Annotated in this window: 24 protein-coding genes; 23 read left to right on the forward strand and 1 reads right to left on the reverse strand. The window is 70.4% G+C overall.

Going from position 1 to position 26642, the window contains the following annotated elements:
* Positions 1-267: 267 nt before the first annotated feature.
* A complete protein-coding gene (locus ACIP6U_RS39175; RefSeq protein ID WP_401727490.1) occupies positions 268-1458 on the forward strand; it encodes an acyl-CoA dehydrogenase family protein in 1191 nt (396 codons plus the stop codon).
* 68 nt (positions 1459-1526) lie between these two features.
* Here the strand turns inward: ACIP6U_RS39175 and ACIP6U_RS39180 are convergent, their stop codons facing one another.
* Positions 1527-1967, reverse strand: a complete 441-nt coding sequence (locus ACIP6U_RS39180) for a cell division protein SepF (protein WP_401727491.1) — start codon at positions 1965-1967, stop codon at positions 1527-1529.
* 290 nt (positions 1968-2257) lie between these two features.
* On the opposite strand from ACIP6U_RS39180, the gene ACIP6U_RS39185 reads away from it, so the two are divergent.
* The 22 genes from ACIP6U_RS39185 to ACIP6U_RS39290 all read left to right on the forward strand — a co-directional run bounded on the left by ACIP6U_RS39185 (position 2258) and on the right by ACIP6U_RS39290 (position 26620).
* Complete coding sequence (locus tag ACIP6U_RS39185) at positions 2258-3442, forward strand: DUF5685 family protein (protein ID WP_401727492.1); 1185 nt, start codon at positions 2258-2260, stop codon at positions 3440-3442.
* An 88-nt stretch (positions 3443-3530) separates the two neighbouring features.
* Complete coding sequence (locus ACIP6U_RS39190; protein ID WP_401727493.1) at positions 3531-4127, forward strand: GTP-binding protein; 597 nt, start codon at positions 3531-3533, stop codon at positions 4125-4127.
* Between the two features lie 307 nt (positions 4128-4434).
* Positions 4435-6246: an FAD/NAD(P)-binding protein gene (locus ACIP6U_RS39195; protein WP_401727494.1), complete on the forward strand. Its 1812-nt coding sequence runs from the start codon at positions 4435-4437 to the stop codon at positions 6244-6246.
* Positions 6247-6523: 277 nt separating this feature from the next.
* On the forward strand, positions 6524-7603 hold the full coding sequence (locus ACIP6U_RS39200; RefSeq protein WP_401727495.1) for an LLM class flavin-dependent oxidoreductase: 1080 nt from the start codon (positions 6524-6526) through the stop codon (positions 7601-7603).
* Positions 7600-8904 (forward strand): NtaA/DmoA family FMN-dependent monooxygenase, encoded by a 1305-nt coding sequence (locus ACIP6U_RS39205; protein WP_401727496.1) that lies wholly within the window; start codon positions 7600-7602, stop codon positions 8902-8904. Before ACIP6U_RS39200 ends, ACIP6U_RS39205 begins: the two co-directional genes overlap by 4 nt.
* Before the next feature lie 45 nt (positions 8905-8949).
* Positions 8950-9732 carry a DUF1684 domain-containing protein gene (locus ACIP6U_RS39210; protein ID WP_401727497.1) on the forward strand — a complete coding sequence of 261 codons (783 nt, stop codon included), beginning with the start codon at positions 8950-8952 and terminating at the stop codon, positions 9730-9732.
* A 226-nt stretch (positions 9733-9958) separates the two neighbouring features.
* Positions 9959-10855 carry a S1 family peptidase gene (locus tag ACIP6U_RS39215; RefSeq protein WP_401727498.1) on the forward strand — a complete coding sequence of 299 codons (897 nt, stop codon included), beginning with the start codon at positions 9959-9961 and terminating at the stop codon, positions 10853-10855.
* Between the two features lie 187 nt (positions 10856-11042).
* Positions 11043-11918 carry a slipin family protein gene (locus ACIP6U_RS39220; protein WP_401727499.1) on the forward strand — a complete coding sequence of 292 codons (876 nt, stop codon included), beginning with the start codon at positions 11043-11045 and terminating at the stop codon, positions 11916-11918.
* 254 nt (positions 11919-12172) lie between these two features.
* Entirely contained in the window at positions 12173-13255 is a 1083-nt protein-coding gene (locus tag ACIP6U_RS39225; RefSeq protein ID WP_401727500.1) for a S1 family peptidase, read from the forward strand.
* Between the two features lie 248 nt (positions 13256-13503).
* The gene (locus ACIP6U_RS39230; RefSeq protein ID WP_401727502.1) at positions 13504-13692 is read left to right on the forward strand and encodes a hypothetical protein; all 189 of its coding nucleotides are present in this window, start codon (positions 13504-13506) and stop codon (positions 13690-13692) included.
* The gene (locus ACIP6U_RS39235; protein WP_401727503.1) at positions 13689-14096 is read left to right on the forward strand and encodes a hypothetical protein; all 408 of its coding nucleotides are present in this window, start codon (positions 13689-13691) and stop codon (positions 14094-14096) included. The genes ACIP6U_RS39230 and ACIP6U_RS39235 overlap by 4 nt, the downstream gene beginning before the upstream one ends.
* A gap of 144 nt (positions 14097-14240) precedes the next feature.
* Complete coding sequence (locus ACIP6U_RS39240; protein ID WP_401727504.1) at positions 14241-14816, forward strand: phage tail protein; 576 nt, start codon at positions 14241-14243, stop codon at positions 14814-14816.
* Between the two features lie 52 nt (positions 14817-14868).
* The gene (locus ACIP6U_RS39245) at positions 14869-15159 is read left to right on the forward strand and encodes a hypothetical protein (protein ID WP_401727505.1); all 291 of its coding nucleotides are present in this window, start codon (positions 14869-14871) and stop codon (positions 15157-15159) included.
* A gap of 429 nt (positions 15160-15588) precedes the next feature.
* Positions 15589-16314 (forward strand): hypothetical protein, encoded by a 726-nt coding sequence (locus tag ACIP6U_RS39250; protein WP_401727506.1) that lies wholly within the window; start codon positions 15589-15591, stop codon positions 16312-16314.
* A 54-nt stretch (positions 16315-16368) separates the two neighbouring features.
* On the forward strand, positions 16369-17568 hold the full coding sequence (locus tag ACIP6U_RS39255; protein WP_401727507.1) for a hypothetical protein: 1200 nt from the start codon (positions 16369-16371) through the stop codon (positions 17566-17568).
* Positions 17565-18422, forward strand: a complete 858-nt coding sequence (locus ACIP6U_RS39260) for a phage distal tail protein (protein ID WP_401727508.1) — start codon at positions 17565-17567, stop codon at positions 18420-18422. The genes ACIP6U_RS39255 and ACIP6U_RS39260 overlap by 4 nt, the downstream gene beginning before the upstream one ends.
* Before the next feature lie 48 nt (positions 18423-18470).
* Positions 18471-19559: a hypothetical protein gene (locus ACIP6U_RS39265; protein WP_401727509.1), complete on the forward strand. Its 1089-nt coding sequence runs from the start codon at positions 18471-18473 to the stop codon at positions 19557-19559.
* Positions 19560-19587: 28 nt separating this feature from the next.
* The gene (locus ACIP6U_RS39270; RefSeq protein WP_401727510.1) at positions 19588-20589 is read left to right on the forward strand and encodes a hypothetical protein; all 1002 of its coding nucleotides are present in this window, start codon (positions 19588-19590) and stop codon (positions 20587-20589) included.
* Positions 20589-21716 (forward strand): hypothetical protein, encoded by a 1128-nt coding sequence (locus ACIP6U_RS39275; protein ID WP_401727512.1) that lies wholly within the window; start codon positions 20589-20591, stop codon positions 21714-21716. The genes ACIP6U_RS39270 and ACIP6U_RS39275 overlap by 1 nt, the downstream gene beginning before the upstream one ends.
* 26 nt (positions 21717-21742) lie before the next feature.
* Positions 21743-21910, forward strand: coding sequence for a hypothetical protein (locus ACIP6U_RS39280; protein WP_401727513.1), 168 nt, complete (start codon positions 21743-21745; stop codon positions 21908-21910).
* 220 nt (positions 21911-22130) lie between these two features.
* Positions 22131-25631, forward strand: a complete 3501-nt coding sequence (locus ACIP6U_RS39285; RefSeq protein WP_401727514.1) for a DNA polymerase III subunit alpha — start codon at positions 22131-22133, stop codon at positions 25629-25631.
* Complete coding sequence (locus tag ACIP6U_RS39290; RefSeq protein ID WP_401727515.1) at positions 25628-26620, forward strand: DNA polymerase thumb domain-containing protein; 993 nt, start codon at positions 25628-25630, stop codon at positions 26618-26620. The genes ACIP6U_RS39285 and ACIP6U_RS39290 overlap by 4 nt, the downstream gene beginning before the upstream one ends.
* Positions 26621-26642 lie beyond the last annotated feature (22 nt).

The following is a 26642-nucleotide window of genomic DNA, read 5'->3' on the forward strand; positions in this document are numbered from 1 at the left end:
TTGGTTCGGCACCGCCGGACTGCGTCGCGGGGGTTCTCGCCGTTGCGGCGGAGAAAAGTTGGCGGGCTGAGATGGGGGCGGAGATCAGCCCTCCTTCCACCCGCAGTCGCCGACGCCGCAGCACCCCCACAAGCGACCCCCGCCTCCCAGCCAGCCCGCGCGGGTGGGCCGGTGGGGGAGGTACTGGACGTGGGGGGCGCTGCGTCGTAGCGTCGGGGGCCGTGAGGTGACTAGCAGCGCTAGTTTTCGTTTGTGTCGGAGGGTTTCATGGCCGCGTCCTCGAAGTTGCCCCCGTTCGATCCAGCCGACCCGCTGGGGATCGACGATCTGCTGGAGCCGGAGGACCTGGCGGTGCGGGAGACCGTGCGGGCATGGGCGGCGGATCGGGTGGTGCCGTATGTCGCCGAGTGGTTCGAGGACGGAGAGTTGCCGGGTATCAGGGAGTTGGCCCGGGAGCTCGGGAGTATCGGTGCGCTCGGGATGTCGCTCACCGGGTACGGGTGTGCCGGGGCCAGTGCCGTGCAGTACGGGCTTGCCTGTCTGGAGCTCGAGGCCGCCGACTCCGGGATTCGGTCCCTCGTGTCCGTGCAGGGGTCGCTCGCCATGTACGCCATTCATCGGTTCGGGAGTGAAGAGCAGAAGCAGACCTGGTTGCCGCGCATGGCCGCCGGCGATGTCATCGGGTGCTTCGGGCTCACCGAGCCCGATCACGGGTCCGACCCCGCCGCGATGCGGACGTACGCCAAGCGCGACGGCGACGACTGGGTGCTCAACGGGCGGAAGATGTGGATCACCAATGGGTCCGTGGCCGGGATGGCTGTCGTGTGGGCGCAGACCGAGGGCGGGATCCGGGGGTTCGTCGTGCCGACCGACACGCCAGGATTCGCCGCGCCCGAGATCCGGCACAAGTGGTCCCTGCGCGCCAGCGTCACCAGCGAGCTCGTCCTCGACGACGTACGGCTGCCCGCCGATGCCGTCCTGCCGGAGGTCGTCGGGCTGAAGGGGCCGCTGAGCTGTCTGTCGCACGCCCGGTACGGGATCGTGTGGGGCGCGATGGGCGCCGCGCGCAGCTGTTTCGAGACCGCCGTGGACTACGCGAAGTCACGGGAGCAGTTCGGGCGGCCGATCGGGGGCTTCCAGCTCACCCAGGCCAAACTCGCCGACATGGCGGTCGAACTGCACAAGGGGATCCTGCTCGCCCACCACCTGGGGCGCCGCATGGACGCCGGCCGCCTGCGTCCCGAGCAGGTCAGCTTCGGCAAACTCAACAACGTACGAGAGGCCATCGAGATCTGTCGTACGGCACGGACGATCCTCGGTGCCAACGGGATCTCCCTGGAGTACCCGGTGATGCGGCACGCGACGAACCTGGAGTCGGTGCTCACGTACGAGGGCACCGTCGAGATGCACCAGCTCGTGCTGGGCAAGGCGCTCACCGGACTCGACGCCTTCCGGTAGGAAGACCCGAGGACCCTGATCGACGTCGATCAACCCTGCGGGAGGCAGGGCCGGTAAGCGGCCCTGCCTCAGCTCTGGTTGAAGAAACCGTCCTCGCGGCGCGCGACCGGGTCACCGCTGACGATCTCCGTGTTGGCGGGGGTCAGCAGGAAGACACGGTTCGCGACCCGCTCGATCGTGCCGCGCAGGCCGAAGGTCAGCCCGGCCGCGAAGTCGACGACGCGCTTGGCGTCGGACGCCTCCATGGCCGTGAGGTTCACGATGACCGGCACACCCTCGCGGAAGAGCTCACCGATGGCGCGGGCGTCCCGGAAGCTGTCCGGGGTGACCGTGCCGATCCGGCGGCCCTTCTCCTCGGCGGTGTCCGAAGCCACCTTGACCCGGGGGTCGGTGACCCAGGCCTCCCCGGGCTGCTCGGTCCCCTCGGAGTAGTCGTCGTCGTAATAGCGCTCGTCATCGTTGTCGTCGACGAGGCCAAGCCAGGCACTCGCCTTGCGTACAGATCCCATGGACGCCTCCTCTCACAGCGGTCTTTCTTGCTTTCCGCATCCCTATGGTCATCCATGATGCGGATGGCGCGCCAAGTGGATAGACGCCGCGCGGGGGGTTTGTGACGGTACTGGTGCACAGCCCATACGTCGAGAGCCCTGTTGTAGCAAGGGTCGTTCCCCACACGGCTGCTGACTGTGAGTGAAATATGATTCTTCACGGCGTATGGGTGATGCACGGAGCGTACGAGTGAACGGGGTGGTCGCTACGATGCAGCAGCTCAACGTCCTACACGCCACGGGGGAGTGCTGTGTTCGGAATCGTTCGGCCCTGCCGTCATCGGCTCGGTGAAAATCTCAAAACCCAGTGGATGGCGCATTTGTGCGGGCTGTGTCTCGCGCTGCGCAAGGACCACGGACAGTTCGCACGAGTCGTGACGAACTATGACGGACTTCTCATATCGGTTCTGACGGAAGCTCAGGCCGACGGCGCCACCGGGCAGTCGGGCGGCTGGCGGCGTACGGCGGGACCCTGCCCGTTGCGCGGGATGCGGACCGCCTCCGTCGCCCGGGGCGAGGGCGCGCGGCTCGCGGCGGCCGTCTCGCTGGTGCTCGCCTCGGCCAAGGTGCGTGACCATGTCGCCGACGGGGACGGGCTGCTGGCGCGCAAGCCGGTGGCGCTCGCGGCGCGCCGGGTGGCCAAGCGGTGGGACGCGGCGGGGGCCCGTACCGGATCCGAGGTCGGCTTCGACACCGCCGTGCTCGTCGACGCGGTGGACCGGCAGGTCGGCATCGAGACCCTCGCCGGGCCGGGCACGCCGATCCTGACGGTCACCGAACCGACCGAGACCGCCACGGCCGCCGCCTTCGCGCACACCGCGCGGCTCGCCGGACGGCCGGGCAACGCCGAACCGCTCGCCGAGGCCGGACGCCTCTTCGGGCGGCTCGCGCATCTGCTGGACGCCGTGGAGGACAAGGAATCCGACGCCGCGTCAGGTGCCTGGAACCCGCTCACGGCGACCGGCACCCCGCTCGTCGAGGCACGCCGGCTCGCCGACGACGCGCTGCACGGGATACGGCTCGCGCTGCGCGAGGTCGACTTCGGCGACGGCAAGCTCGCCCACCGGCTGCTCGTGCACGAACTGGGCACGTCCGTCGACCGGGCCTTCGGCAGCGCGGCCTGCGGGCATGGCCAGGGTCACGGGGACGCGCCGTCGTTGGCAGGACCGTACGCACCGCCCGGTGGTCCTGGCGGTCCGGGCGGGCCGCCGCTGCCGCCCGAGCCGCCGCGCCGGGACCGGCGTGGGCTGCTGGCGGGGTGTGCGGTGTGGGCGGGCCTCGCCTGTACGTGCCAGCTGTGCTGCGGCTCGTACGAGGACCCCTGGAGCCGGGAGCGGAAGGAAGGTCTCTGCAACCCGGACTGCGGCGACTGTTGTGACTGCTGCGACGGCTGCAGTTGCTGTGACGGCTGCGACTGCTGCGATTGCAGTTGCTGAATCGGCTGCATTGAACGCAGGGGCGTTCCGGGACGTATCCCCGGCAAGGACGCGATGTGCGTGCGGCCGCTCGAAAGGATCAGGGACCATGTCAGGGCGCTCTGACAGGATCGTGCCGCTCGCCGTGAAGATCGTGGTGAGCGGGGGACTCGGGGTCGGCAAGACGACGTTCATCGCGGCCATTTCGGAGATCGAACCGCTGGACGCGGAGGCCGCGATCACGCAGATCTCGATGGGGATCGACGCGGTGGACGGCACCGAGTCGAGGACGACCACGACCGTCCCGCTCGACTTCGGGCGGATCACGCTCGATCCGTCGATCGCGTTGTACCTCTTCGGGACGCCCGGCCAGGACCGGTTCTCCTTCCTCCGGGACGACCTGGAGGAAGGCGCGCTGGGGACGGTGGTCCTCGTGGACACCCGTCGCATCGAGGAGTGCTTCCCCGCCGTCGACTACTTCGAGACGCAGGGCGCGCCGTTCGTGCTCGCCGTGAACCGCTTCGACGGCGCCGATCGCTTCGAACTCGACGAAGTGCGCAGGGTGTTGGGGCTCAGGGGCGATGTGCCGGTGCTGGAGTGTGATGCTCGGGACCGCGGGTCGGTACGGGATGTGCTCGGCGCGCTGCTGGACCGGGTGATCGGTGTCCGGGGCGCGCCCAAGGGGAGGGGAGGGGTGTGCGTGTGAAGGCGAAGAGGGCAGAGCACGTGCAGCGAGGTCGGCTCAACAGGAAGAGGACCACACTCGACCGAAGTCGATGTGGGAGCGCTTGACCAGCCACTGCTGTGGATGCATGGGCCAAGTGGAACAGGCATCCGGTTTCCCGTCAACCGAGCTGAGACGTGCTGCTCACATGATGGACAACCTTGACAGTGAGGGGAAACGGCGCCGTACAGTCGACGGACGGCCCTGCTGAGGGGCTCGGCCGTAGCGCGCCCAGCGGCGCACCGTGTGAAGGCACCCGTGCTCGACCTATGCGTCACGGAGTCTTCGCATGTCATCGGACACCCTTGCCAAAGTCACCGCCGCACCCGGCACGAGGCCTTCCCTGGTGATCGTCGGGGCCGGGCCGCGAGGGACCGGTCTGATCCAGCGGATCGCCGCCAACGCGCCCGAGCTGTACGCCGGTTCGGGCCTCGACATCCATCTCGTGGACCCGCATCCACCGGGCGCCGGACGCATCTGGCGGGCGGCCCAGTCGCCGCTGCTGTGGATGAACTCCCACGCCGAGGACGTCACGATGTTCACCGACGAGACGGTGGCCATGGAGGGTCCCGTGGGGGAGGGCCCCACGCTGCACGAGTGGGCCGGCATCGACGCGGACGTCTTCGCCGACCGCCCGCTCCAGGGCTCCTACCTGCGCTGGGTGCACGAGCAGGCCGTCGCCGCGCTGCCGGACGGCATCACCGTCCACCACCACCCGAGACGCGCCCTGCGGGTCGGCGGGCCGCGCGAGGGGCGCCAGCAGGTGTGGCTCGAGGGCCGCCCGCGTCCGCTCCTGGCCGACCTCGTGGTCCTGGCCCTTGGTCACCTGGACGCCGAACTAGACCAGCAGCAGCGCGAGTTGGCCTCGTACGCCGCGGCCCACGGCCTGGTCCATCTGCCGCCCGACTTCACCGCCGACAGCGACCTGTCCCCGCTGAAGGCCGGTGAACCCGTCCTGGTCCGCGGCTTCGGGCTCGCCTTCGTCGACCTGATGGTGCTGCTGACGGAAGGGCGCGGCGGTCGCTACGAGGGGGACACCTACGTCCCGTCCGGGCGGGAGCCGGTGCTGTACGTCGGATCGCGGCGCGGAGTGCCGTACCACTCGAAGATCGGTTACGACTGGAGCGGGGAACGGCCGCCGCTGCCGCGGTTCTTCGGGCCCGGCGAGGTGGCGGAACTGCTCGCCAGGCCGGGTGGGTTCGACTTCCGGCGGGACGTGTGGCCGCTGGTGGAGAAGGAGTTGGGGTTCGCCCACTACCACCGGCTGTTCACCGTGCATCCGGAGCGGACCGGGATGTCCTGGACCGACTTCGAGGAGAAGTACGCGGCCGCCGCCGACCTGGCCGGGCGGGAGGCCCTCGTGGCGTCCGCGGTGCCCGCGTCGGCGGACCGGCTGGACCTCGCCGCGCTCGACCATCCACTGGACGGGGTGCGGTACGGCTCGTTCGAGGAGTTCCAGGAGGGGCTGCGCGGTTATGTCGAGCGGGATCTGAGTCGGCGTCATGATCCGGAGTACAGCCCGGACCTGGCGGTCTTCCTCGGACTGCTCTCCGTCTACGGGCAGTTGATCCGGCTCGGTGACATCGGGCCCTGGTGGCACGGGTTCTTCAGCTATCTGGCCTCCGGGCCGCCCGGACCCCGGCTGCGGCAGCTGCTCGCGCTGTCCCGCGCCGGTGTCCTGAACTTCCTGGGCGCCGACATGACCGTCACCGCCGAGGACGGCGTGTTCCGGGCCACCAGCGCGACGGTGCCCAACTCCTCCGTCGAGGCACGGGCGTTGGTCGAGGCACGGCTGCCCGAACCCACCGTCGGCCGGGCCCGCGACGCCCTGCTGCGCGAGCTGTACGAAGAAGGGGCGGGGGACGGGGTCGCCGAGACCCCGGAGGGGCTGCTGCGGGTGGACCCCGGCGACGGACGGATCCTCGACCGGGCCGGCCGGCCGCATCCCCGGCGCTTCGCGCTCGGGCCCTTCACCGACGCACGCACCTCCGGCGCCTTCACCCGGCCACGCACCGGCGGCCCCGCGTTCCGCCAGAACGACGCGACGGCGCGGGCCGCGCTGCGGTTCCTGGCGGAGCTCTCCGAGCGGGCGGCGGCGTGAACGCTCCCGCTGTTTGCCGAGAACCCCGGCGCCTGTGTGTGGGCGGGGCTTGCGGCTCCGGCTGCTCGCTGTGTGTGGGCGGGGCTTGCGGCTCCGGTCGCTTCCTGTGTGTGGGCGGGACTTGCGACTCGCGCCGTTCCCTGCGCGGCGGCGGGACTCGCTATCCCCGCCGTTCCCTGCGTGTGGGCGGGGCTTGCGACCCCCGCCGCTCCCTGCGTGCGTGCCCGGCTCGCCACCCCCGCCGCCTCCCGCGTGTTCTCCGAAAGGGATTCCCGACATGAGCCCTTCGTACGGCCGGGGGCTGCTGCACCTGGCCGCTGCCATCGACCAGTCGGCGGTGTTCGACGCCGGCTCCCATGTCGAGTTGGCGCGGCTCGCCGAGCGGGGCGGGCTGGACTTCATCACGCTGGACGACACCTTCGGCCGGCCAGGGCCCGACGCGCTGTCCGTGCTGGCGCGGGTGGCGCCGGCGACCAGCCGGATCGGGCTGGTGCCGACCGTGACCACCACCCACACCGAGCCCTTTCACGTCCAGGCGGCCGTCGCGACCCTGGACTGGGTCAGCCGCGGCCGGGCGGGCTGGCGGATCGACGTGTCGGCCACCGAGGGCGAGGCCCGCCTCTTCGGCCGCCGACGCGCCGTCGCGGCGGACGAGTTGTGGCGGGAGGCCGGTCAAGTCGCCGACGTGGCCGCGCGGTTGTGGGACAGCTGGGAGGACGACGCGGAGATCCGCGATGTGCCGACCGGCCGTTTCCTGGACCGGGACAAGCTGCATCACGTCGACTTCGCGGGTGACTCGTTCTCCGTCAAGGGTCCCTCGATCGTGCCCCGGCCCCCGCAGGGCCACCCCGTGCGGGTCGTTGACGCTACTGAGGGGCACGCCCGACCCGTGGCCGCCCGGTACGCGGACGTGGCGCTGGTGCAGGCCGTGAGCCCGGCCCAGGCCGGTGCCGTACGCGACGAACTGCGGCGCAGGGCCGCGGAGTTCGGGCGCGGTCCGGACGTGCCGCGGGTGCTTGCCGGCCTGCTTGTCGACCTCGGTGACGGCGAGCACGCGGCCGAGCCGGGGCACGGCGGGGGCGGGCCCCGGCAGACCGCGCAGGGTCCGCTGTACCGGGGCGGTCCGGTGGACCTCGCCGAGCTGATCGCCGCCTGGTACAAGGACGGCGTCGTCGACGGCTTCCACCTCACGCCCGCCGAGCCGCGCCGTGACCTGGAGCGGCTCGTCAACGGCACGGTCGCGCTGCTCCAGCACCGGGGACTGTTCCGCACCTTCTACCCGGGCAGCACGCTCCGGGAGCACCTGGGTCTGGCCCGGCCCGCCAACCGGTACGCCGTGACAGGGGGAACGTCATGACCGTACGACGCAGGCGGATGCATCTGGCGGCGCACTTTCCCGGGGTCAACAACACCACGGTGTGGGCGGATCCGCGGTCGCGGTCGCAGATCGAGTTCTCGTCCTTCGAGCATCTGGCGCGCACCGCCGAGCGGGGTCTGTTCGACTTCTTCTTCCTCGCCGAGGGACTGAGGCTGCGCGAACACAAGGGCCGTATCCATGACTTGGACGTCGTCGGGCGCCCCGAGTCGCTCACCGTCCTGAACGCGCTCGCCGGGGTCACCGAACACCTGGGGCTGGCCGCCACGGTCAACGCGACCTTCAACGAGCCCTACGAACTCGCCCGCAGACTCGCCACGTTGGACCATCTCAGCGGTGGCCGGGCGGCCTGGAACGTGGTGACCTCCTCCGACGCCTTCACCGGCGAGAACTTCCGGCGCGGCGGCTTCCTCGACCGGGCCGAGCGGTACACCCGGGCCGCCGAATTCATCGGGGTGGCACGGGAGTTGTGGGACTCCGGGGACCCGGACGGGGTCTTCCGGCCCGTCGCGCACCGCGGGCAACACTTCGACATCGCGGGCGAGTTCGGCGTCCCGCGCTCACCGCAGGGGCATCCGGTCGTGATCCAGGCCGGGGACTCCGACGAGGGACGGGAGTTCGCGGCGGCCACCGCCGACGTGGTCTTCACCCGGCAGGGCTCCCTGGAGGCGGGCCGCTCCTTCTACGCCGACGTCAAGCGCCGGCTTGCGAAGTACGGCCGTACGGCGGACGACTTGAAGATCATGCCCGGCGTCTCCGTCGTCCTCGGCGACACCGCGGCCGAGGCGCAGGAGCGGGCCGCCGGGATCCGCCGCCAGCAGGTCTCCCCGCAGAACGCGATCCTCGCCCTCGAGCAGGTTTGGGGCGCCGACCTGTCCTCGTACGATCCCGACGGGCCGCTGCCCGACTTCGACCCGGTGCCCGACTCCGGGATCAGTCGGGGGCGGACCCGGCGCGGTGACACGGTCGCGATCGCCGAGAAGTGGCGGGCGCTGTCGCGGGAGAAGGGCCTGTCGATCCGGCAGACGGTGATCGAGGCGAGCGCCCGGCAGTCCTTCATCGGCACCCCGGAGGCCGTCGCCGTCGAGCTGGAGGAGTTCGTGACGCGGGAAGCGGCCGACGGCTTCATCCTCGTACCGCATCTCACCCCGGGCGGACTCGACGAGTTCGTGGACCGGGTGGTGCCGCTGCTCCAGGAGCGCGGCGCGTTCCGCACGGAATACCGGGGCGCCACCCTGCGCTCACATCTGGGGCTGGCCGACCCGGCGGGGCGGCGGGGCTGATCACACGACGGCGGGGCTGGTGACGTGATGGCGAGGGTTGAGCGGATGACCACGGATGTGGCCGACGAGTGGCAGCGGTGGCACGAGCGGCGCGTGGCCTCGGCCGCGGCGCCCCACGGGTCGCTCGCGCTGACCGCCACGCACTGGCTGGAGGACTATCCGGACGGTCGACTTCCGGACATCCCCGGAACCTGGTCGGACGACGGCGACGCGGTGCTGCTGACGGCGACCGCGGCGGACGGGCTGACGGTGGACGGACGGCCCCTCGACGGCACGGTCCGACTCGCCCCCGACCAGGGCCCGGCGGCCGCGGCGCGGGTCGCGTCCGGCGAGCGGCGGCTGGTCGTGCTGGTGCGCGAAGGCGTGTGGGGCGTACGGGACTTCGACCCGGACGCGCCGGCCCGGCGGGCCTTCCGGGGCATCGAGGCGACCCCCTACGACCCGCGGTGGTCGGTGCCGGGGCGCTTCGCTCCGTACGCCGAGGACCGCACCGTACGCGTCGAGAACGCGGACGGACGCAAGCGCGGTCTCGGGCTCGGCGGAGAGCTGGCGTTCACGCTCGCCGGCCGGGAGCTGACCCTCCAGGTGACGGTCGAGGACGACGGGTCGCTGTGGGCCGTGTTCGCCGACGGCAGCAGCGGACGGAGCAGCCATCGCTTCCGGTTCCTGCGCCCGGCCGCCCCGGACGCCGAGGGGCGCACAACGGTGGACTTCAACCGCGCCCTGCTCCCGCCGTGCGCATTCGCCGACGCCTTCATCTGCCCCTTCCCGCCGCCGGGCAATACGCTGGACCTCGCGATCGAGGCGGGGGAGCGCAACCTGCTCTGAGTGCGGGGACACCGGCATCCGGGGGAGGCGGCCCGGTCGCACAGGCGGTTCAGAGATCCACGGCCGAAAGGCGCCCTTGTGCCTAACGGTTGTTCGGTCGAATACTCCCCACAGCGCTTGTCAGGGGCACGGCATGTCCGGAATCCGGACGAAGTGGGCCCTGGCTGCGCCTCACGGGCCCCGACCCCACGCGGGCCCCCGACTTCCCCATGTGGAGGAACGACAAGTGAGGATCAAGCGCACCACTCCGCGCAGCGGCATTTCGAGACGGACCCGGCTGATCGCCGTCACCACCGGACTCGTGGCCGCCGCCTCGTTCGCGGTCCCCAGCGCGAACGCGTCCACCGTCACCCCCTTCAGCACGGCGCAACTCAAGAGCGTCAGCAGTTCGGTGCTCAAGGCCGACATCCCGGGTACCGCCTGGGCCGTCGACAGCAAGACCAACCGCGTCGTCGTCACCGTCGACAGCACGGTCTCCAAGACCGAGATCGCCAAGATCAAGGCGCAGGCCGGCGGCGACGCCGGTGCCCTCACGATCAAGCACACCCCGGGTCAGTTCAAGAAGCTGATCACCGGAGGCGACGCCATCTACGGCGGCGCCTACCGCTGCTCCCTCGGCTTCAACGTGCACAGCGGGAGCACGTACTACTTCCTGACCGCCGGGCACTGCGGTGAGGTCGCCTCCACCTGGTACTCCAACTCCGCGAAGACCACGCTGCTGGGCAGCAACGTGAGCTACAGCTTCCCGACGAACGACTTCGCGCTGGTGCGCTACACCGGTTCGGTGGCCCACCCGAGCTCGGTCGGCAGCCAGACCATCACCAGCGCGGCCACGCCGAGCGTCGGCACGACCGTGTACCGCCGCGGCTCCACCACCGGCACGCACAGCGGCCGGGTCACCGCCCTGAACGCGACCGTCAACTACGGCGGCGGCGACGTGGTCTACCAGATGATCCAGACCACCGTCTGCGCCGAGGGCGGAGACAGCGGCGGTGCGCTGTACGCCGGCACCGTGGCCTACGGTCTGACCTCGGGCGGCAGCGGCAACTGCACCTCCGGTGGCACGACCTTCTTCCAGCCGGTCACCGAGGCGCTGAGCTACTACGGCGTGACCATCGGCTGACCGAGCCGCGGAGCAGTCCTTGTCCGCGCCCGAGCTGACGAGCCCGGGCGCACAGCGCAGCCGGCGGCAGGCGAGCCCCCGTACGCAATCGGCGTGCGGGGGCTCGCCCATGTCCCTACTCCGGAGTTACCTTCGAAGTACAGGCAGAACTCCTCTGTAACGCCCACTCGGGACCCTGGGGGCCGGCATGGTCGAGGAGCTGGTGGCGGCCGGAGCTTCGCTCGCGGCTGTTGGAGCGGTGTACGTGATGGCCGCGGCGCGCGTCATCAAACAGTACGAACGAGGCGTGGTGTTCCGCCTAGGCAAGCTCCGGCCCGAGGTGCGAGGACCGGGGTTCACGATGGTCGTCCCGTTCGTCGACAAGCTGCGCAAAGTGAACATGCAGATCGTGACGATGCCGGTGCCGGCCCAGGAGGGCATCACCCGGGACAACGTCACGGTACGGGTGGACGCCGTCGTCTACTTCAACGTGACCGGCGCGGCCGACGCGATCGTCCGGGTCGAGGACTACCGGTTCGCGGTGGCGCAGATGGCCCAGACCTCGCTGCGCTCCATCATCGGCAAGAGCGAGCTGGACGATCTGCTCTCCAACCGGGAGAAGCTCAACGAGGGGCTGGAGCTGATGATCGACAGCCCGGCGGTGGAGTGGGGCGTCACCATCGACCGCGTGGAGATCAAGGACGTCTCCCTGCCCGAGACGATGAAGCGGTCCATGGCCCGGCAGGCCGAGGCGGACCGTGAGCGGCGGGCCCGGGTCATCAACGCGGACGCCGAGCTGCAGGCCTCGAAGAAGCTGGCCGAGGCCGCCAAGGAGATGTCCGAGCAGCCGGCCGCGCTCCAACTGCGCCTGCTGCAGACGGTGGTGGCGGTCGCGGCCGAGAAGAACTCCACGCTCGTGCTGCCCTTCCCGGTGGAGCTGCTGCGGTTCCTGGAGAGAGCGCAGCCGGCCCAGCCGCAGCAGCCGCAGGCGCAGCAGCAGTCGCAGCCTCAGGAGCAACCGCAGGCGCAGCAGCCGCCGCAACTGCCGGAGGCCTCCGGAGAGTCGAATTCAAGCCACGACTGATCCTCACCCTCCGACGCCGGTTACTCGCCCGTAGTGTTTGCACTGCGAATTTTCCTGGGCGGCTGCGAGGCGATTGCAAGGCACCTGTGAAGGGTTGGCAACGAGGGAGCGCACGCCGTCGGCGTACGCGCGTCCTGAACTCGACCTTGTGTGCTCCCTGTGCACCTCGGAATAGTAGGCGCCCGTCAACCAGCCTTCCGGCCCGTGGGGTCCCCACAACCTCCCGGGTCGAACCCCCCACAGGAGGACGTGAGTTGCAACACCGACGCATACCCAGGCGGCGTGCGGCCATCGCAGGTGCGGGTGTCACCGCACTGGTCGCCGCGGGAGTCACCTTCCAGACTGCGAACGCCAGCGAGCCCGCGAAGGACTCCACGCCGCACACCCTGACGGCCGTCGCGGCCGGAAAGCTCGCCTCGACGCTCGGCCAGGACCTCGGCGGCGACGCGGCGGGCACGTACTACGACGCACAGAACAAGAGTCTCGTCGTCAACGTCCTCGACGAGACCGCCGCCAAGGCCGTCGAGGCGGCCGGCGCCACGGCCAGACTCGTCGAGAACTCCCTCGCCGAACTCAAGGGCGCCCGTACGACGCTCAAGCAGGACGCGACCATCCCGGGCACCTCCTGGGTGACCGACCCGACCACCAACAAGGTCGTGGTCACCGCCGACCGCACGGTCTCGGCGGCCGAGTGGACCAAGCTCGGCAAGGTCGTCGACGGGCTCGGCACGGTGGCCGAACTCCAGCGTACGAAGGGGGAGTTCAAGCCCTTCATCGCGGGCGGCGACGCGATCACCGGCTCCGGTGGGCGCTGCTCCCTCGGCTTCAACGTGGTCAAGGACGGCCAGCCGTACTTCATCACCGCCGGGCACTGCACGGAGGCGATCTCCACCTGGTCCGACTCCAGCGGGAACCAGATCGGCACCAACGAGCAGTCCAGCTTCCCCGACAACGACTTCGGTCTGGTCAAGTACACGTCCGACGTGGACCACCCGAGCGAGGTCGACCTCTACAACGGCTCCGCGCAGTCCATCACGCGCGCCGCGGCGGCCACCGTGGGCGAGAAGGTGACCCGCAGCGGGTCGACGACCCAGGTGCACACCGGCACGGTCACCGGCCTGGACGCCACCGTGAACTACGGCAACGGCGACATCGTCAACGGCCTCATCCAGACCGACGTCTGCGCCGAGCCCGGCGACAGCGGCGGCTCGCTCTTCGACGGCGACGCGGCGATCGGGCTCACGTCCGGTGGCAGCGGCGACTGCACGTCCGGCGGGGAGACGTTCTTCCAGCCGGTGACGGAGGCGTTGTCGACGTTCGGCGCGGAGATCGGCTGACGGTCTGTGCAAATGGCGGGGCTGGGTGGGCACTTGGGTGCCCGCGCGGCCCCGTTGTCGTACGCATACTCCATCTGATCGTTATCTGTTCGAAACATTAAGCGGCTCACGCTGCTCTTGGGGCGCTGGTTACATTTGAGACCTCGGGGGCGTCAACTCGCGTGACAGCGGATGAAATTGACCATTCATCAAGTCGCTTTCGCCAGACTTCCCCGGGGAGCCGTACAGCCGAGCAACGGGGGAGCGCTGTGCAGAAGATCCAGCTGACCTATTGGTGGAACGGGCACGAGCCCGGTGATGTCGTCGAGGTGGACGACTCGACCGCGCGGGAAGTTCTCGGGGTGATCGCGCACCCCGCGCCGGAGTCCGAGCCCGAACCCGACTCCGAGCCTGAACCCGAGGACGAACCGGAGGCCGAGTCGGAGTCCCGGGGATGAGCGAGCCGTACATCACCTTCCCGGACGTCGAGCAGTTGGTCGTCGATCTCCTCAAGGACCGCAGCGAGTTGGCGGGTGTCCTGGTCGACGTCCAGCCGCCCTCCGGCTTCGACGGCTCGCAACGCGCCGTACTGGTCTCCCGGGTCGGCGGAGCCTGGGCGGAGGATCCCCGCCTGGACAACCCGCTGGTCGACCTGGAGGTCTACGGGCCGTCCAAACCCGCGGCCCACACCGTCTCCCTGATCGCCCGCGCCCTGATGCTGCAACTCCGGGGAGCGGTGTACGGCGAGGCGACCGTGGTGGACGTGGTCGAGGAGGACGGCCCGCGGTGGCTGCCCGACTACCGGCACGCCACCGCCAACCGCTATGTCTCCACGACCCGGTTGGTGGTCCGCCCGGCCTGACGGCCGACCACCGGCCCCCTGACGCTCTCCCCGCACGGGAAGTCGTCTCCGTCGCAGTACCCCGTAGTACTTCCGCAGCACCTCCGCAGTCCTTTCGTACCAAGTCCGTAGCACGTCATGTCCCACTCCCATCAAGGAGCAGTGATGGCCGGAATGAACGCCAAGGAGATCCGGGTCGCGGGCAGCGGCCGGGTTCTCATCGCCCCGCTCGCCACCGCCCCGCCCGCCGACACCGCCACGGCCTGGGGCGCGGGCTGGAGCGACCTCGGGTACACCACCACCGACGGGGTCAAGATCTCCAAGAAGGACAAGCTGGACCCCGTCGACACCTGGCAGAGCGTCAGCTCGGCGAGGTTCGTCTACTCCGACCGCGACCTCAGCTTCAAGTTCCAGCTCCTCCAGCTCAACGAGGACACGCTGCCGTTCTTCTTCGGCGGCGGGAAGGTGAAGGAGACGGCGACCGGGTCCGGGCTCTACAAGTACGAGTTGGCGGCCGAGCCGAAGTTCGACGAGCGCATGCTCGGGCTGGAGTTCACCGACGGGGACGAGGTCAGGTACCGCATGATCATCGCCCGCGGCCAGGTGACCGAGACGGAGGAGATCTCCCTCGTCCGTACGGCCCCGGTGAAGCTCGGCGTCACGTTCACGGCGCTGGCCACGGTGGACGGTGCCCCGCTGGCGACCTTCCTGATGAAGGACCCGAGCTTCAGCGCGGCATAAGTCCGCGTTCCTGCCCGTCTGTTGATCCGTCCCGCAAGGAGCCCGACCTCTCATGGCCCGTTTCAACGTCAACGCCGCCCGCGCCCAGCGCCTCGAAACCCTCGGCAAGGACTGGGAGTTCGAGGTGGACACGGATGTCTTCCACCTGCCCACCGAGTTCCCGCGCAGCATCGCCAAGCAGATCGCCACGCTGGAGGACAACGACATCGACGGTCTGCTCGCGCTGCTCCTCGGACCCGAGCAGTTCGAGCGGTTCTGCAAGTACGACATCAGCGTCCAGGACGTCTCCGCGATCCTGGAGGCGTACGGCAGCGAGACGGGCATGACGCTGGGGGAAGGCTGAGCCTCGGCGCGCTGGTCGACGAGCATGCCGAGGCCCTGGAGGCGGATCTGCTCCGCCACTACGGCGTCGACCTCCTCGACTGGCACCGGGGCCGTCTCTCCTCCCGCCGTCTGCGTGTCCTGACCGAACACCTGCCGGCCGACTCGTCCTACGCCCGAGCCGTCCACGGCGAACAGGCGGACTGGACGATCACCGACCACCTGCTCGCGGCGGTCATCGACCAACTGGCTGTCGCCAACTGGATGTTCGCGACGGTCAACCGCGACGAGGACACGGAGCCGGCGCCTTATCCGGAGCCGGTGCCGAGGCCGGGGGGCGGTGACGTATCGCCCGACCTGGCGTCGGCGGCCGACCTGTCCGAGCCGCGGGTCGCGAGTCCGGCGGAGATCGTGGCTTTCTTGAACTCACCTGCATGAAAGGAGGAGACCTTTGCCCCCCTCGGAGCAGACCGGAACCATTCCTGTGTGGCTCAACGACTATGTGGCGTCCAAACCCTTCATGGACGCCGTGCGGAAAGTCGTGGACGCCAAGTGGCTTGCCGACAACCTGCCGGTCACCGGCGCGAAGGCGGAAGTCGCCGGAGTGAAGGCGGAGGCCAACGCCGCCTCCCTCAGTGTCTTCGGGGTGCAGACCGAGTACAGCCTGTTCAAGGCCGAAGCCGCGGCCTTCGATCTGAACAAGTTCCTGGACAGCCGGGCCCAGGAGCGGCGGGACAAGGACCAGGACGATCGGCTCCATGGTCTCTCCGTCGACGCCGTGCGAGCCAAGGACTTGATCGACAAGGTCAAGCAGGATCTCAAGTCCACCGCCGACAGCCTTCGCCGGACCCTGAGCGAAGGCGACAAGAAACTGCGCGGAGAGGTCCCGCAACTCCGGACCAGCGTCAACGACCTTCGCCGACGTCTGCTCGACGCCGATCAGGTTCTGCGCGATCGCATCAGCAAACTCCAGGCCAAGGTCGGCCAGGTGAGCACGGTCGCCCACAACGCCGACGTCCGCAGCAAGGATGAGAAGGCCAGGGTGAAGGAGCTGGACAAGGAGGTCAGGGCGGGCCTGCGGCAGGTTCAGGCGTTGCAGGGCAGCGCCAAGGGCGCGAGCCGGGACATCGGCATCCTGATCGACCGCGTCACCGCCCTCGAACGGGCCCTGCGGTAAGAGCGACTCGCACGACACCGACCCCAACGGCGAAACCGACGGAGCCAACCCACCATGCAGACGTCACTCGTATCGGTCACCCGGGCGCTGAACCAGATGAGGTCCGCCGCCACCAACACCGGCGGTGCCGTCACGCGCATGCGGACCGCGGTCACCGGCGCCACCGGTTCGGTCGACCGGCTCAAGAACGCGGCCACCCAGTCGAGCACGGCCACCGGCCGGCTGCGGAGCTCGGCCGCGCAGGCGAGCACCGGGCTCAACCAGATGCGGACCGCCGCAGTCCGGGCCTCCGCCGACGTCCAGCGGGCGGGCCGCAGCGCGGCATCCGGCGGCGGCCTCTTCAGCCGGTTCAGCCAGGGACTGAAGACCGCGACCACCGCCCAACGCGGCCTGAACACCGCGATGAAGGCCAACATCCTGGGCGCGATCCTCTCCCTCATCATGCCGCTCATCACCAAGCTCATCGACATGGCGATGCAGTCCAAGACCGTGCAGGCCGTCATGCAGGCGGCGTTCAAGGTCATCGGGCAGGTGGTGGGCACGGTCATGAAAGCCGCGTCGGTCGCGATCAACTGGCTGATCGACGCGGGCAAGAACGTGGTCAACTGGCTGAAGGCCAACTGGCCTTTGCTGGTGGCCATTCTGACCGGCCCGGTGGGCATCGCCGTGCTGGCGATCGTGAAGCACTGGGACCGGATCAAGGAGGCCGTCGGGGCGGTCCGGGACTGGATCGTCGACAAATGGAACGGTGTCGTGAACTTCCTGCGCGAGGTTCCCGGAAAGATCGTCAGCTTCTTCGCCGAACTACCCAACAACCTCAAGGAGTTGGGCGGCGACCTCATCATGGGCCTGATCAACGGCATCAAGAACAAGGCCTCGGCCCTGCTCAACACCATCAAGAACTTCATCATCGACCACATCCCCGGCCCCATCCGCAGCATCCTCGGCATCTCCTCCCCGTCGAAGGTGATGATGGGCTTCGGCGGGGACATCGGCGAAGGCCTCGCCCTGGGCATGGAGCAGAGCGGCAACCGCGTCGCGGGCGCCGCGGGCCGGCTCGCCACCGCCACCGCGCGCAGTGTCATCGGCCCCGGCTACAGCCTCGCCGGAGCCGCGGGCGCCCGGTCGGCGATCCGCACCGGCGCCACCGCGTCCGCACCGGTCACCGTCAACGTCCATCCCCGGCCCGGCCAGTCCGAGTACGAGATCGGCCGGATCACCGCCCGCGAACTCGCCTGGGCGGCCAAGCGATGACCGGACAGCAGCTCCAGCAGCCGGTGTTCGAGGTGGACGGCTGGGCCGGGAACACCGTCGACGACTCCGGCGTCGAATGGTGGGTCACCAGCGAGCAGGGCTGGGCCGCCACCCCACCGGTCCGGCTCACCCTGGTCGACCGCCCCGAGCGCAACGGCGCGTTCGACGCCCCCTCCTACCGGGGCCCGCGCGTGATCACCCTGGAGGGCACCGCCGTCACCCCCGAACGCGCGGCGCGGGAAGCGGCGAAGGACCGGCTGGCCGCCGTACTCGCCGACGGCAGCACGCTGTTGCCGCTCGTCGTCACCGAACCGCACCGCACTCGACGGGTGTTGGTCCGCCTCTCCGCCGAGACGAAGATCGTCGACCGCAAGTCCGGCTTCGAGTTCTCCCTGACCATGACCGCGCCGGACCCGCTGCGGTACTCGTACGGGCTGAACGCGAGCACCTGCCCGCTGCCCTCCTCCAGCGGCGGGGTCAGCTTCCCGCTCTCCTTCCCGCTGAACTTCGGGTCCGGCTCCTCCGGCGGCCGGCTGCTGCTGGAGAACGCGGGCACCGCCCCGACCTGGCCGGTCTGGCGGATCGCCGGGCCCTGCGTCCAGCCGGTGATCACCAACACCGCGACCGGCGACGAACTCGCCTTCGAACTCACCCTCCAGGAAGGCGAGTTCCTGCTCATCGACACCGACGCGCGCTCGGTCCTGCTGCAGGGCACGGCCTCCCGCCGCTCCACCCTGCGGCCCGGCTCGGACTGGTTCCCGCTCCGACCGGGTGCCACGCCCGTCCTCTTCCGCGCCCGCGACTACGCCCCGGCCGCCCGGCTGACCGCCGAGTGGCGGGACGCCTGGCTCTGACCCCTCCTCCGTAGATCCGTAGTTCAAGAGACAGAAGGAACGCCCCGCATGGCTGACCCTGAGTTCGAGCGCGACTCCGGATGGCTCTCCGGCGGCGTCGTGGACGCCGAGGACGCCCGCCTCGCCACCGGCGTGCTCGCCGCAGCGTCCGCGAACCCCGGCAACCCGATCGCCGCCCGCACCGGAATCAAACCGGGACCCGGCAGCCCCGGCAACGTCGAGGCGACCCCGACCCCCTCGCGCACTGTGGCGGTACGGCCCTTCCAGGGCGTCATCCAGGGCACCCGCAAATCCGCGGCGGGCGCGTATCTGATCACGCTCGGCCAGCAGAAGATGCTCGACGTGCTCACCGCGGCCCCGGCCCACTCGTCCAACCCGCGCATCGCCCTCGTCGTGGCCCAGCAGAAGGACCGGCAGTACGGCGACGAGAGCGACGGCATGCTCGTGCGGATCGTCGCCGGGAACCCCGCGGTCACACCGGTCCCGCCCACCATGACCGACGACTGGCTGCCGCTCGCCGAGATCACCGTCCGGGCCAACGCGGGGGCGATCACCCAGGCGGACATCAAGGACCTGCGGACGTACACCGTCGCCGCCGGCGGTGTGCTCCCCCTCCAGACCCAGGAGTCCCTGCCGGCCGACGGCTACTCCGGGCAGCGGGTGTACGACCTGGAGACCGGACTCGACCTGGTCCGCGCCGGCACGGCATGGCGACCCGCGGCCACGGGGGCGGTGGAGCTCTTCGGCCCGGCCGACCCGGGCTGGCCGCTGACCACCGGTTCGGCGGGGGCCACCGGGTACACCTTCAACCAGGTGACGGTGCCGGCGGCGCCGTACCCCCGAATGCTCCTGGTCACCGGGCAGTTGACCGCGCAGACCTCGGGCGCCAACGAGCGCTGGGACCACGTGGTGCGCACGCAGGACGGGTCGCCGGTGTCCCTCGCCTGCTTCCACGGCGGCCCCACGGGGATCACCACCAGCGTGGCCCAGGGCCACCGGCTGCTGCCCGCGGCGACGCCGCTGGTGCTGACGCAGTACGTCGCCCGGGGCGGCGGGATGACGACCGGGACCGCGCTCGTGTTCTCGGCCGCCGCGCACTACACCGGCCTGCGCGTGGTGGCGTTCCCCGTCCCGTGACACTCCGACCAGCGGAAGAGGCATCATCATGAGCACGCCCACCCCAGAACGCGACTCCGGCTGGATCTCCGGGGGTGTCGTCGACGCGGAGGACGCCCGGCTCGCCACCAGCGTGCTCGCCGCGCCCGGGGCGAGCCCGGTCCAGGCCCGCAGCGGCATCCGGCCGGCCACCGCCGACCCCGGCAAGGTCCAGCCCACCGCCACCGTGTCCGGCAAGGTCACCGTCAGCCCCTTCCAGGGCGTGATCCAGGGGACCAGGGCCACCGCGACCGGCGCCTACCTCGTCACGCTCGACCAGCAGAAGACCCTCGACGCGCTCGGCACGAACCCCGCCGACTCCGCCAACCCGCGCAACGACCTGATCATCGCCCGGCAGCGCGACGCGCAGTACGGCGACACCACCACCGCGATGACCGTCGAACTCGTCAAGGGCACGGCCGCCGCCACCCCCACCGACCCCGCGGTCACCGGCGACTTCATCCCGCTCGCCCGGCTCAGGGTCGCCAAGAACGCCACGTCGATCGGCGCCGGCGACATCGACGACCTGCGCGTGTGGACCACCGGCGCGGGCGGCATCCTGCGGGTCTGGGGCGAGGCCGGCCGGCCGACGTACCCCTACAGCGGTATGTACATCCACCGCTGGGACGCCAACCACCTTGAGTGGTACGACAGTTCGGCGGGCTGGCGGGCCCTCAACGACGACACGGGCTGGGTCCCGCTGGGCCTCCTCCCCAACTGGTCCATCTACAACAACGAGACTCCGGCCGTCCGCCGGATCGGCTCCCTCGTCCACATGCGCGGCGCCATCCGCACCTCCGTCGCCGTCGCGGGCAACGGGATCACCGTCATCAACGTCCCGCTCGGCTGCCGCCCGTCGATGGGGCACCACTGGTACACCGTGCTGGGCGGAGTGGTACGAGGCCTCGAACTCATAGTCCGCACCGACGGTTCCGTAGCGGTGTTCCCCCAGGACACCCCGCTGCCGGTCAACCAGCTGGTCTACCTCAACACCAGCTGGCTGGTGGGCTAGTGAGCGCCCGCCCGACCCGTTACACCTACTACACCGCCGACCTCGCCACCGGCGCCATCACCGACGAACTCCCTTTGTACGACGTCACGTTCAGTACGGAGCTGAACGAAGCCGGCGAGTTCCGCGCCCGGTTGCCCCTCGGCGCCCCCCGGGTGACCGTCCACCGCCCCCGCGAACTCACCGAACCCGGACGGGCCGCCCTCTACGTCGAGCGCGACGGCGTGCTCGTCTGGGGCGGGGTGATCTGGACGGCCAAGTACACCTCCGCCGACCAGCACTTGGAGATCGGCGCGGCGGGTTTCCTCTCCTACTTCGACCATCGCAGGGTGCTGCCCGCCGACTTCGACCCGAACACCACCGACCTGGCCTCCGTCGACGTCCCCTTCACCGACGCCGATCAGTCCGACATCGTCCGCGCCCTGGTCGCCGTCGCGCAGGCCCACGCGGGCGGAGACATCCGGGTACGCCCCGAGTCCACGGCCGGCTCCGGCATCACCCGCACCCTCGACTACCCCGGCGCCGGCCTCAAGAGCACCGGCGAGGCGCTGCGCGAACTGGCCAGCCTGGAGGACGGCCCCGACTTCCTCTTCGACATGGCGTACGGCACCGACGGCCGCCCCGTCCGCAGACTCCGCGTCGGCACCCCGCACCTCGGCCAGCAGGGCACCCCGCACGTGTGGGAGTACGGAGCCAACCTCATCGGCTACGCCTGGCCGGTCGACGGCGCCTCCACCGCGAGCCGCGTCTTCGCCCTCGGCGAGCAGGGCGAGAGCGGCCAGCTCGTCGCGGTCGCCGAGGACCGCACCACCGGACGTCCCCTCACCGAGACCGAGGTCTCCTACGTCAACCTCACCGACGTCGACCTCCTGCGCTCCCAGGCCCGTTCGGCCCTCGCCGCCGTCTCGACCCCCGTCGTCCTGCCCGAACTCACCGTCCGCGCCGACCTGGAACCCGTACTCGGCTCCTACCAGGTCGGCGACGACGCCACCGTCGTCATCAAGGACGTGTTCTTCCCGGAGGGCACCCACTTCGACGTACGGATCACCGGGATCGAGGTCACCCCGGGCAGCGACGCGGGCGAGGAGCAGGTCCAGCTGACGGTGACACCCGCCACGAACATCCCCTGACCCCGAAGCCGACCCAGGAGCACGCCATGACCAGGATCAACCGCCCCGACACCCTCCTCACCGAACTCCGCGACATCAAGCGCCGACTGCACGCCCTGGAGACCGCGCAGCGCGCGACGAGCAGCGCGACCGCGGAGACGGTCGCTCCTGGATCCGATGAATCCGAACAGGCCTCGGATCGTGACGAAAAGTAGTTTTCGCATCACGATCTGACACTGTCCCCTCAACTGCTCTGCCCCGCCCCGGAGATGGCGGGGCAGTCCTGTTTTGGCCATCACCCACCTCCAGGTAATCGCCGATGTGTTCGAATCTGAGGTCGCTGACCGGTGCTGATGGGGCTAGAGTAATCGAACGGACGTGCGACGAAGATATCGTGCGTATGGCTGAAAAGGGGCGGAGTGATGGAGGTGCGGCATGGCGGGCTTCGCCCACGTGCACGTCGCGTCCGGTTACTCCGCCCGCTACGGCGCCTCCCACCCCGAGCAGCTCGCCCAGTGGGCGGCCAGTCGCGGCATGGGCACCCTCGCGCTCACCGACCGGGACACGGTCACCGGAGCCGTCCGGTTCGCGCAGGCCTGCGCGAAGGAGAAGATCCGGCCGCTCTTCGGCATCGACCTCGCGGTCGAGGCCCTGGCGCCCCCGCCGCCCGTCCAACGCCGCCGCACTCCGGCACACGGCGGCGCGCATGTCGTGGAGCCGCCGCTCCGCTTCGTGCTGCTCGCGCAGAACCGGGAGGGCTGGGCGCGGCTGTGCCGCATCACGTCGGCCGCCCATGTCGGCACCGCGTCCGGCGCGGCACCGGTGGTGGTGCCGTGGGAGGCGCTGCGCGAGTACGGCGGCCCCGGACTGACCGTCCTGCTCGGGCCGCTCTCGGAGCCGGTGCGGGCGCTGTCGGTGGGTCGGGAGGACGTCGCGATGAAGCTGCTGGCGCCCTGGAAGGAGGTCTTCGGGAGGGAGGTCCGACTGGAGGTTGTCGCGCAGAAACGTTTCGGCACAGGTCCGGGCTCCCTGCGTCTGGCCGGCCGCACCCTCGCCCTGGCCGACCGCACCGGGACGACCGCCGTGCTCTCCAACGCCGTCCGTTACGCCGATCCCGACCAGCACCGCCTCGCCGACGTCCTGGACGCGGCCCGGCTGCTGCGGCCGATCGACCGGCGCCGGCTGGACAGCGGACAGCGCTGGCTCAAGGACGAGAGGGAGATGACGGTCGTGGCCCGGATGATCGCCGAGTGCGCCGGAGCGGACGTACGGCGGGCCCGTCGGCTGATGGCGGACACCGCGGACACGGCGGAGGCGTGTGTGGTGGACCCCGCGGACCTGGGCCTCGGCAGGCGGCACTTCCCGGAACCGTCGCTGTTCGGGGCCGGGGTCGGGGCGGGGACCGGGGTCGGGGTCGGCCCGAGGGCGGGCGCCGCGCCGGTGGCGGGCGGTGCGGCCGGGCTGCTGCGGCTGCGGTGTGAAGAGGGCCTGGCCCGACGGGGCCTCGACCGCGACCCGGCGGCACGCGCCCGGCTGGAGGAGGAACTCGACGTCATCTCCCACTGGAACTACGACCCGTACTTCCTCGCCGTCGCCCAGGTCGTCGCCGACATCCGGGCCAAGGGCATCCGGGTCGCCGCCCGCGGCTCCGGCGCCGGTTCGCTGGTCTGTCACGCGCTGGACATCGCCACCGCCAACCCGCTCGACCACAGCCTGCTGTTCGAACGCTTCCTGAGCAGGCGCCGCGAATCGCTGCCCGACATCGACATCGACGTGGAGTCCGCCCGCCGCCTGGAGTGCTACGACACGATCTTCGAACGGTTCGGGAAGGAGCGGGTGGCGGTCACCGCGATGCCCGAGACCTACCGGGCCCGCAGGGCGCTGCGCGACACCGGCCTCGCGCTGGGCATCGCCCCGGCCGACGTCGACCGGATCGCCAAGAGCTTCCCGCACCTGCGCGCCTCCGACATCACGAACGCGCTCGCCGAACTGCCCGAACTACGCCAACTGGCAGGCGAGATGGGCCGGTACGGGCCTCTGTGGGAACTGGCCGAGGGCCTCGACGCCCTCGTTCACGGCATGGCCATGCACCCCTGCGGAGTCGTCATCAGCGACGCGACCCTCCTGGACCGGCTCCCCGTACAGCCCACCCCGCAGGGCGACTACCCGATGGCGATGGCCGCGAAGGAGGAGATCGAGGCGTTGGGCAACATCAAACTCGACGTCCTGGGCGTACGGATGCAGTCCGCGATGGCCCACGCCGTCACCGAGATCGAACGGGCCACCGGCGACCGCATCGACCTCGACAACCCCCAACAGGTGCCCCTCGACGACGTGTTCGCGTTCCAGCTCATCCAGGAGAGCCAGACGCTGGGCCTGTTCCAGCTGGAGTCACCGGGCCAGCAGGACCTGCTCTCCCGGCTCCAGCCCCGTGACGTGCAGGACGTCATCGCCGACATCAGCCTCTTCCGCCCCGGCCCGGTCGCCGGCGGCATGCCCGAGCGGTACATCGCCGCCCGCCACGGCGGCACCCCCGACTACGCCCATCCCGATCTCGAACCCGTGCTCGCCGACACCTACGGCGTGACCATCTGGCACGAGCAGATCATCGAGACGCTGCGGGTGCTGACCGGCTGCGACCGGGCCTTCGGGGAGCTCACCCGACGAGCGCTCGGCGACAAGGACCAACTGCCCAGGATCAAGGAGTGGTTCCATCAGAAGGCACGCGCGCGTGGCTACAGCGGGGCCGTCCGGGACGAGGTCTGGAAGACCGTGGAGGCCTTCGGGGCGTACGGCTTCTGCCGGGCCCACGCGGTCGCGTTCGCCGTACCGGCCCTGCAGAGCGCCTGGCTCAAGGCGCACCATCCGGCGTTCCTGCTGGCGGGGTTGCTCGAACACGATCCCGGGATGTGGCCCAAGCGGGTCCTGGTCTCCGACGCCCGGCGGCGCGGGGTGCAGGTTCTGCCCGTCGACATCAACCGTTCGAAGGTGAAGCACGTCGTGGAGATGACCGAGCGGGAGGAGTGGGGCGTGCGGCTCGCGCTGTCCGGGGTGCACGGCATCGGCGAGGAGGAGTGCGCGCGGATCGAGGAGGGGCAGCCGTACGGGTCACTGTCGGACTTCTGGCAGCGGGCCCGCCCCAGCAGACCGACCGCCGAACGTCTCGCGGGGATCGGTGCGTTGACCTGTCTGCACGACGGTCGTCTCACCCGGCGTGATCTCCTGCTGCAGATCGCCGAGTTGCACCGGCAGTCCCGCAACCGGACTGCGGGGTCGGGTCAACTGCTCATAGACACGGGCGCTGTCGGGGGAGCGGAGCCGAGCGGGCTGCCGGAGATGACCGGACGCGAGGCGCTGAGCGCCGAGTTGGACACGCTCGGCATCGATGTCTCCAGGCATCTGATGGAGCATCACCACCGGTTGCTGCGGGAGATCGGCGCGACGGACGCGGCGCATCTGGCCGGACTGCGTGCGGGGCAGCAGGTGTTGGTCGCCGGCGTGCGGGCCTCGACGCAGACTCCGCCGATCGCGAGCGGCAAGCGGATCATCTTCGTGACGTTGGAGGACGGCTCGGGTCTGGTCGACCTCGCGTTCTTCGAGGACTCCCATCCGGCGTGCGCGTACACCGTGTTCCACAGCGGGTTGTTGCTGGTGCGGGGCACGGTCCAGGTGCGCGGTACCCGTCGTACCGTCGTCGGTTCCATGGCCTGGGACCTCGACGAGATCGCCAACACCCGCCGGGACAACGGGCCCGAGGCCGCCCTCGCCCTCCTCGGCGAGAGCCGCCCGCACCCGACCCCCGCCCAGCCGCAGCGCACCCTGACGGACGGCACCGCGGGCGCCCGGCTGCATCCGTACGCCGACCTCCAGCCCGCCGGCACCCGCTCCGCCGACCTGAAGAAGTTCGGTCACCGTAGCCCGGGGAGCGCGGGATGAGTGGGGCGGCGATCACGCGGCAGCGGCACATCGCCCACTTCCACCTGCACACCGCACTGACCGAGGACCAGTACGGCGATGTAATCGAACTGGTGTCCGGATTCACGCCTCACGTCCAGGCCGTCCCGCCCAACGCCCTTCAGGTGGACCTGACTTCGGCGCTCCGGTACTTCGACATGTCTGCCTACGACGCGGTCCAGACGGTGAAGATGAGACTGAAGGCTCTCTACGACATCGACAGCAGCGCCGGCCTCGCGGGCAACCGCATGCTGGCGGCGATGGCGGCCGACGCGACCGCACCCGGGGACACCACCGACGTGCCCACCGAGAAGACGACCGACTGGCTGCACCCCCGACCGGTCACCGCCCTGCCCGGCATCGGTCGCGCCATGGCGGACACCCTGCACCGGTACGGCCTGCACACCATCGGTCAGATCACCGATCTGCCCGCGGCGACCCTGCAACGCCTTCTCGGTGCAGGCCAGGCCCGGTTGCTGGCCGAGCGGGCCCGCGGCCACGACCCCCGCCCGATCGTCCCCGCGGAACCGGCGGCGCACCTGACCGCCGACCTCGTGCTGAGCCGGGACTGCCTCGACCCGGCCCAACACCACCGAGCGGTCCTGGGACTTGCCGAACAGATCGGCCAACGCCTGCGCACAGAACGGCAGATCACCGGCCGACTCACCCTCACGGTCCGCTACGCCGACCGCACCTCGACCACCCGCACCAGAGCCCTGCCGGAACCCACCGACCACTCACCCGCCCTCACCGCCACGGCCCTGGGGCTCTTGACTTCCCTCGGGCTGCAACGAGCGAGGGTCCGCGCCTTCACGATCCGCGCCGACGGCCTGCTGCCGGCCGGCGACGCCTACTGGCAGCTTTCCCTGGACCCTGGTGATGTCCGTGCCCGCGCAGTCGAAGCCGCCGCCGACCGTGCCCGTCGCCGCTTCGGGCCAGGGGCCGTACGCCCGGCCGCCCTGGCGAACTGACCGTCCGTGCCCGGAACCGGAC

Source organism: Streptomyces sp. NPDC088794 (assembly GCF_044750545.1).
GTDB lineage: Bacteria > Actinomycetota > Actinomycetes > Streptomycetales > Streptomycetaceae > Streptomyces.

Bases quoted from the DNA above. Each gene is read 5' to 3' on its own strand.
- ACIP6U_RS39175 (WP_401727490.1), top strand. From the start codon at position 268: ATGGCCGCGTCCTCGAAGTTGCCCCCGTTCGATCCAGCCGACCCGCTG.
- ACIP6U_RS39180 (WP_401727491.1), bottom strand. From the start codon at position 1,967: ATGGGATCTGTACGCAAGGCGAGTGCCTGGCTTGGCCTCGTCGACGAC.
- ACIP6U_RS39190 (WP_401727493.1), top strand. From the start codon at position 3,531: ATGTCAGGGCGCTCTGACAGGATCGTGCCGCTCGCCGTGAAGATCGTG.
- ACIP6U_RS39195 (WP_401727494.1), top strand. From the start codon at position 4,435: ATGTCATCGGACACCCTTGCCAAAGTCACCGCCGCACCCGGCACGAGG.
- ACIP6U_RS39200 (WP_401727495.1), top strand. From the start codon at position 6,524: ATGAGCCCTTCGTACGGCCGGGGGCTGCTGCACCTGGCCGCTGCCATC.
- ACIP6U_RS39205 (WP_401727496.1), top strand. From the start codon at position 7,600: ATGACCGTACGACGCAGGCGGATGCATCTGGCGGCGCACTTTCCCGGG.
- ACIP6U_RS39210 (WP_401727497.1), top strand. From the start codon at position 8,950: ATGACCACGGATGTGGCCGACGAGTGGCAGCGGTGGCACGAGCGGCGC.
- ACIP6U_RS39220 (WP_401727499.1), top strand. From the start codon at position 11,043: ATGGTCGAGGAGCTGGTGGCGGCCGGAGCTTCGCTCGCGGCTGTTGGA.
- ACIP6U_RS39235 (WP_401727503.1), top strand. From the start codon at position 13,689: ATGAGCGAGCCGTACATCACCTTCCCGGACGTCGAGCAGTTGGTCGTC.
- ACIP6U_RS39240 (WP_401727504.1), top strand. From the start codon at position 14,241: ATGGCCGGAATGAACGCCAAGGAGATCCGGGTCGCGGGCAGCGGCCGG.
- ACIP6U_RS39245 (WP_401727505.1), top strand. From the start codon at position 14,869: ATGGCCCGTTTCAACGTCAACGCCGCCCGCGCCCAGCGCCTCGAAACC.
- ACIP6U_RS39255 (WP_401727507.1), top strand. From the start codon at position 16,369: ATGCAGACGTCACTCGTATCGGTCACCCGGGCGCTGAACCAGATGAGG.
- ACIP6U_RS39260 (WP_401727508.1), top strand. From the start codon at position 17,565: ATGACCGGACAGCAGCTCCAGCAGCCGGTGTTCGAGGTGGACGGCTGG.
- ACIP6U_RS39265 (WP_401727509.1), top strand. From the start codon at position 18,471: ATGGCTGACCCTGAGTTCGAGCGCGACTCCGGATGGCTCTCCGGCGGC.
- ACIP6U_RS39270 (WP_401727510.1), top strand. From the start codon at position 19,588: ATGAGCACGCCCACCCCAGAACGCGACTCCGGCTGGATCTCCGGGGGT.
- ACIP6U_RS39280 (WP_401727513.1), top strand. From the start codon at position 21,743: ATGACCAGGATCAACCGCCCCGACACCCTCCTCACCGAACTCCGCGAC.
- ACIP6U_RS39285 (WP_401727514.1), top strand. From the start codon at position 22,131: ATGGCGGGCTTCGCCCACGTGCACGTCGCGTCCGGTTACTCCGCCCGC.
- ACIP6U_RS39290 (WP_401727515.1), top strand. From the start codon at position 25,628: ATGAGTGGGGCGGCGATCACGCGGCAGCGGCACATCGCCCACTTCCAC.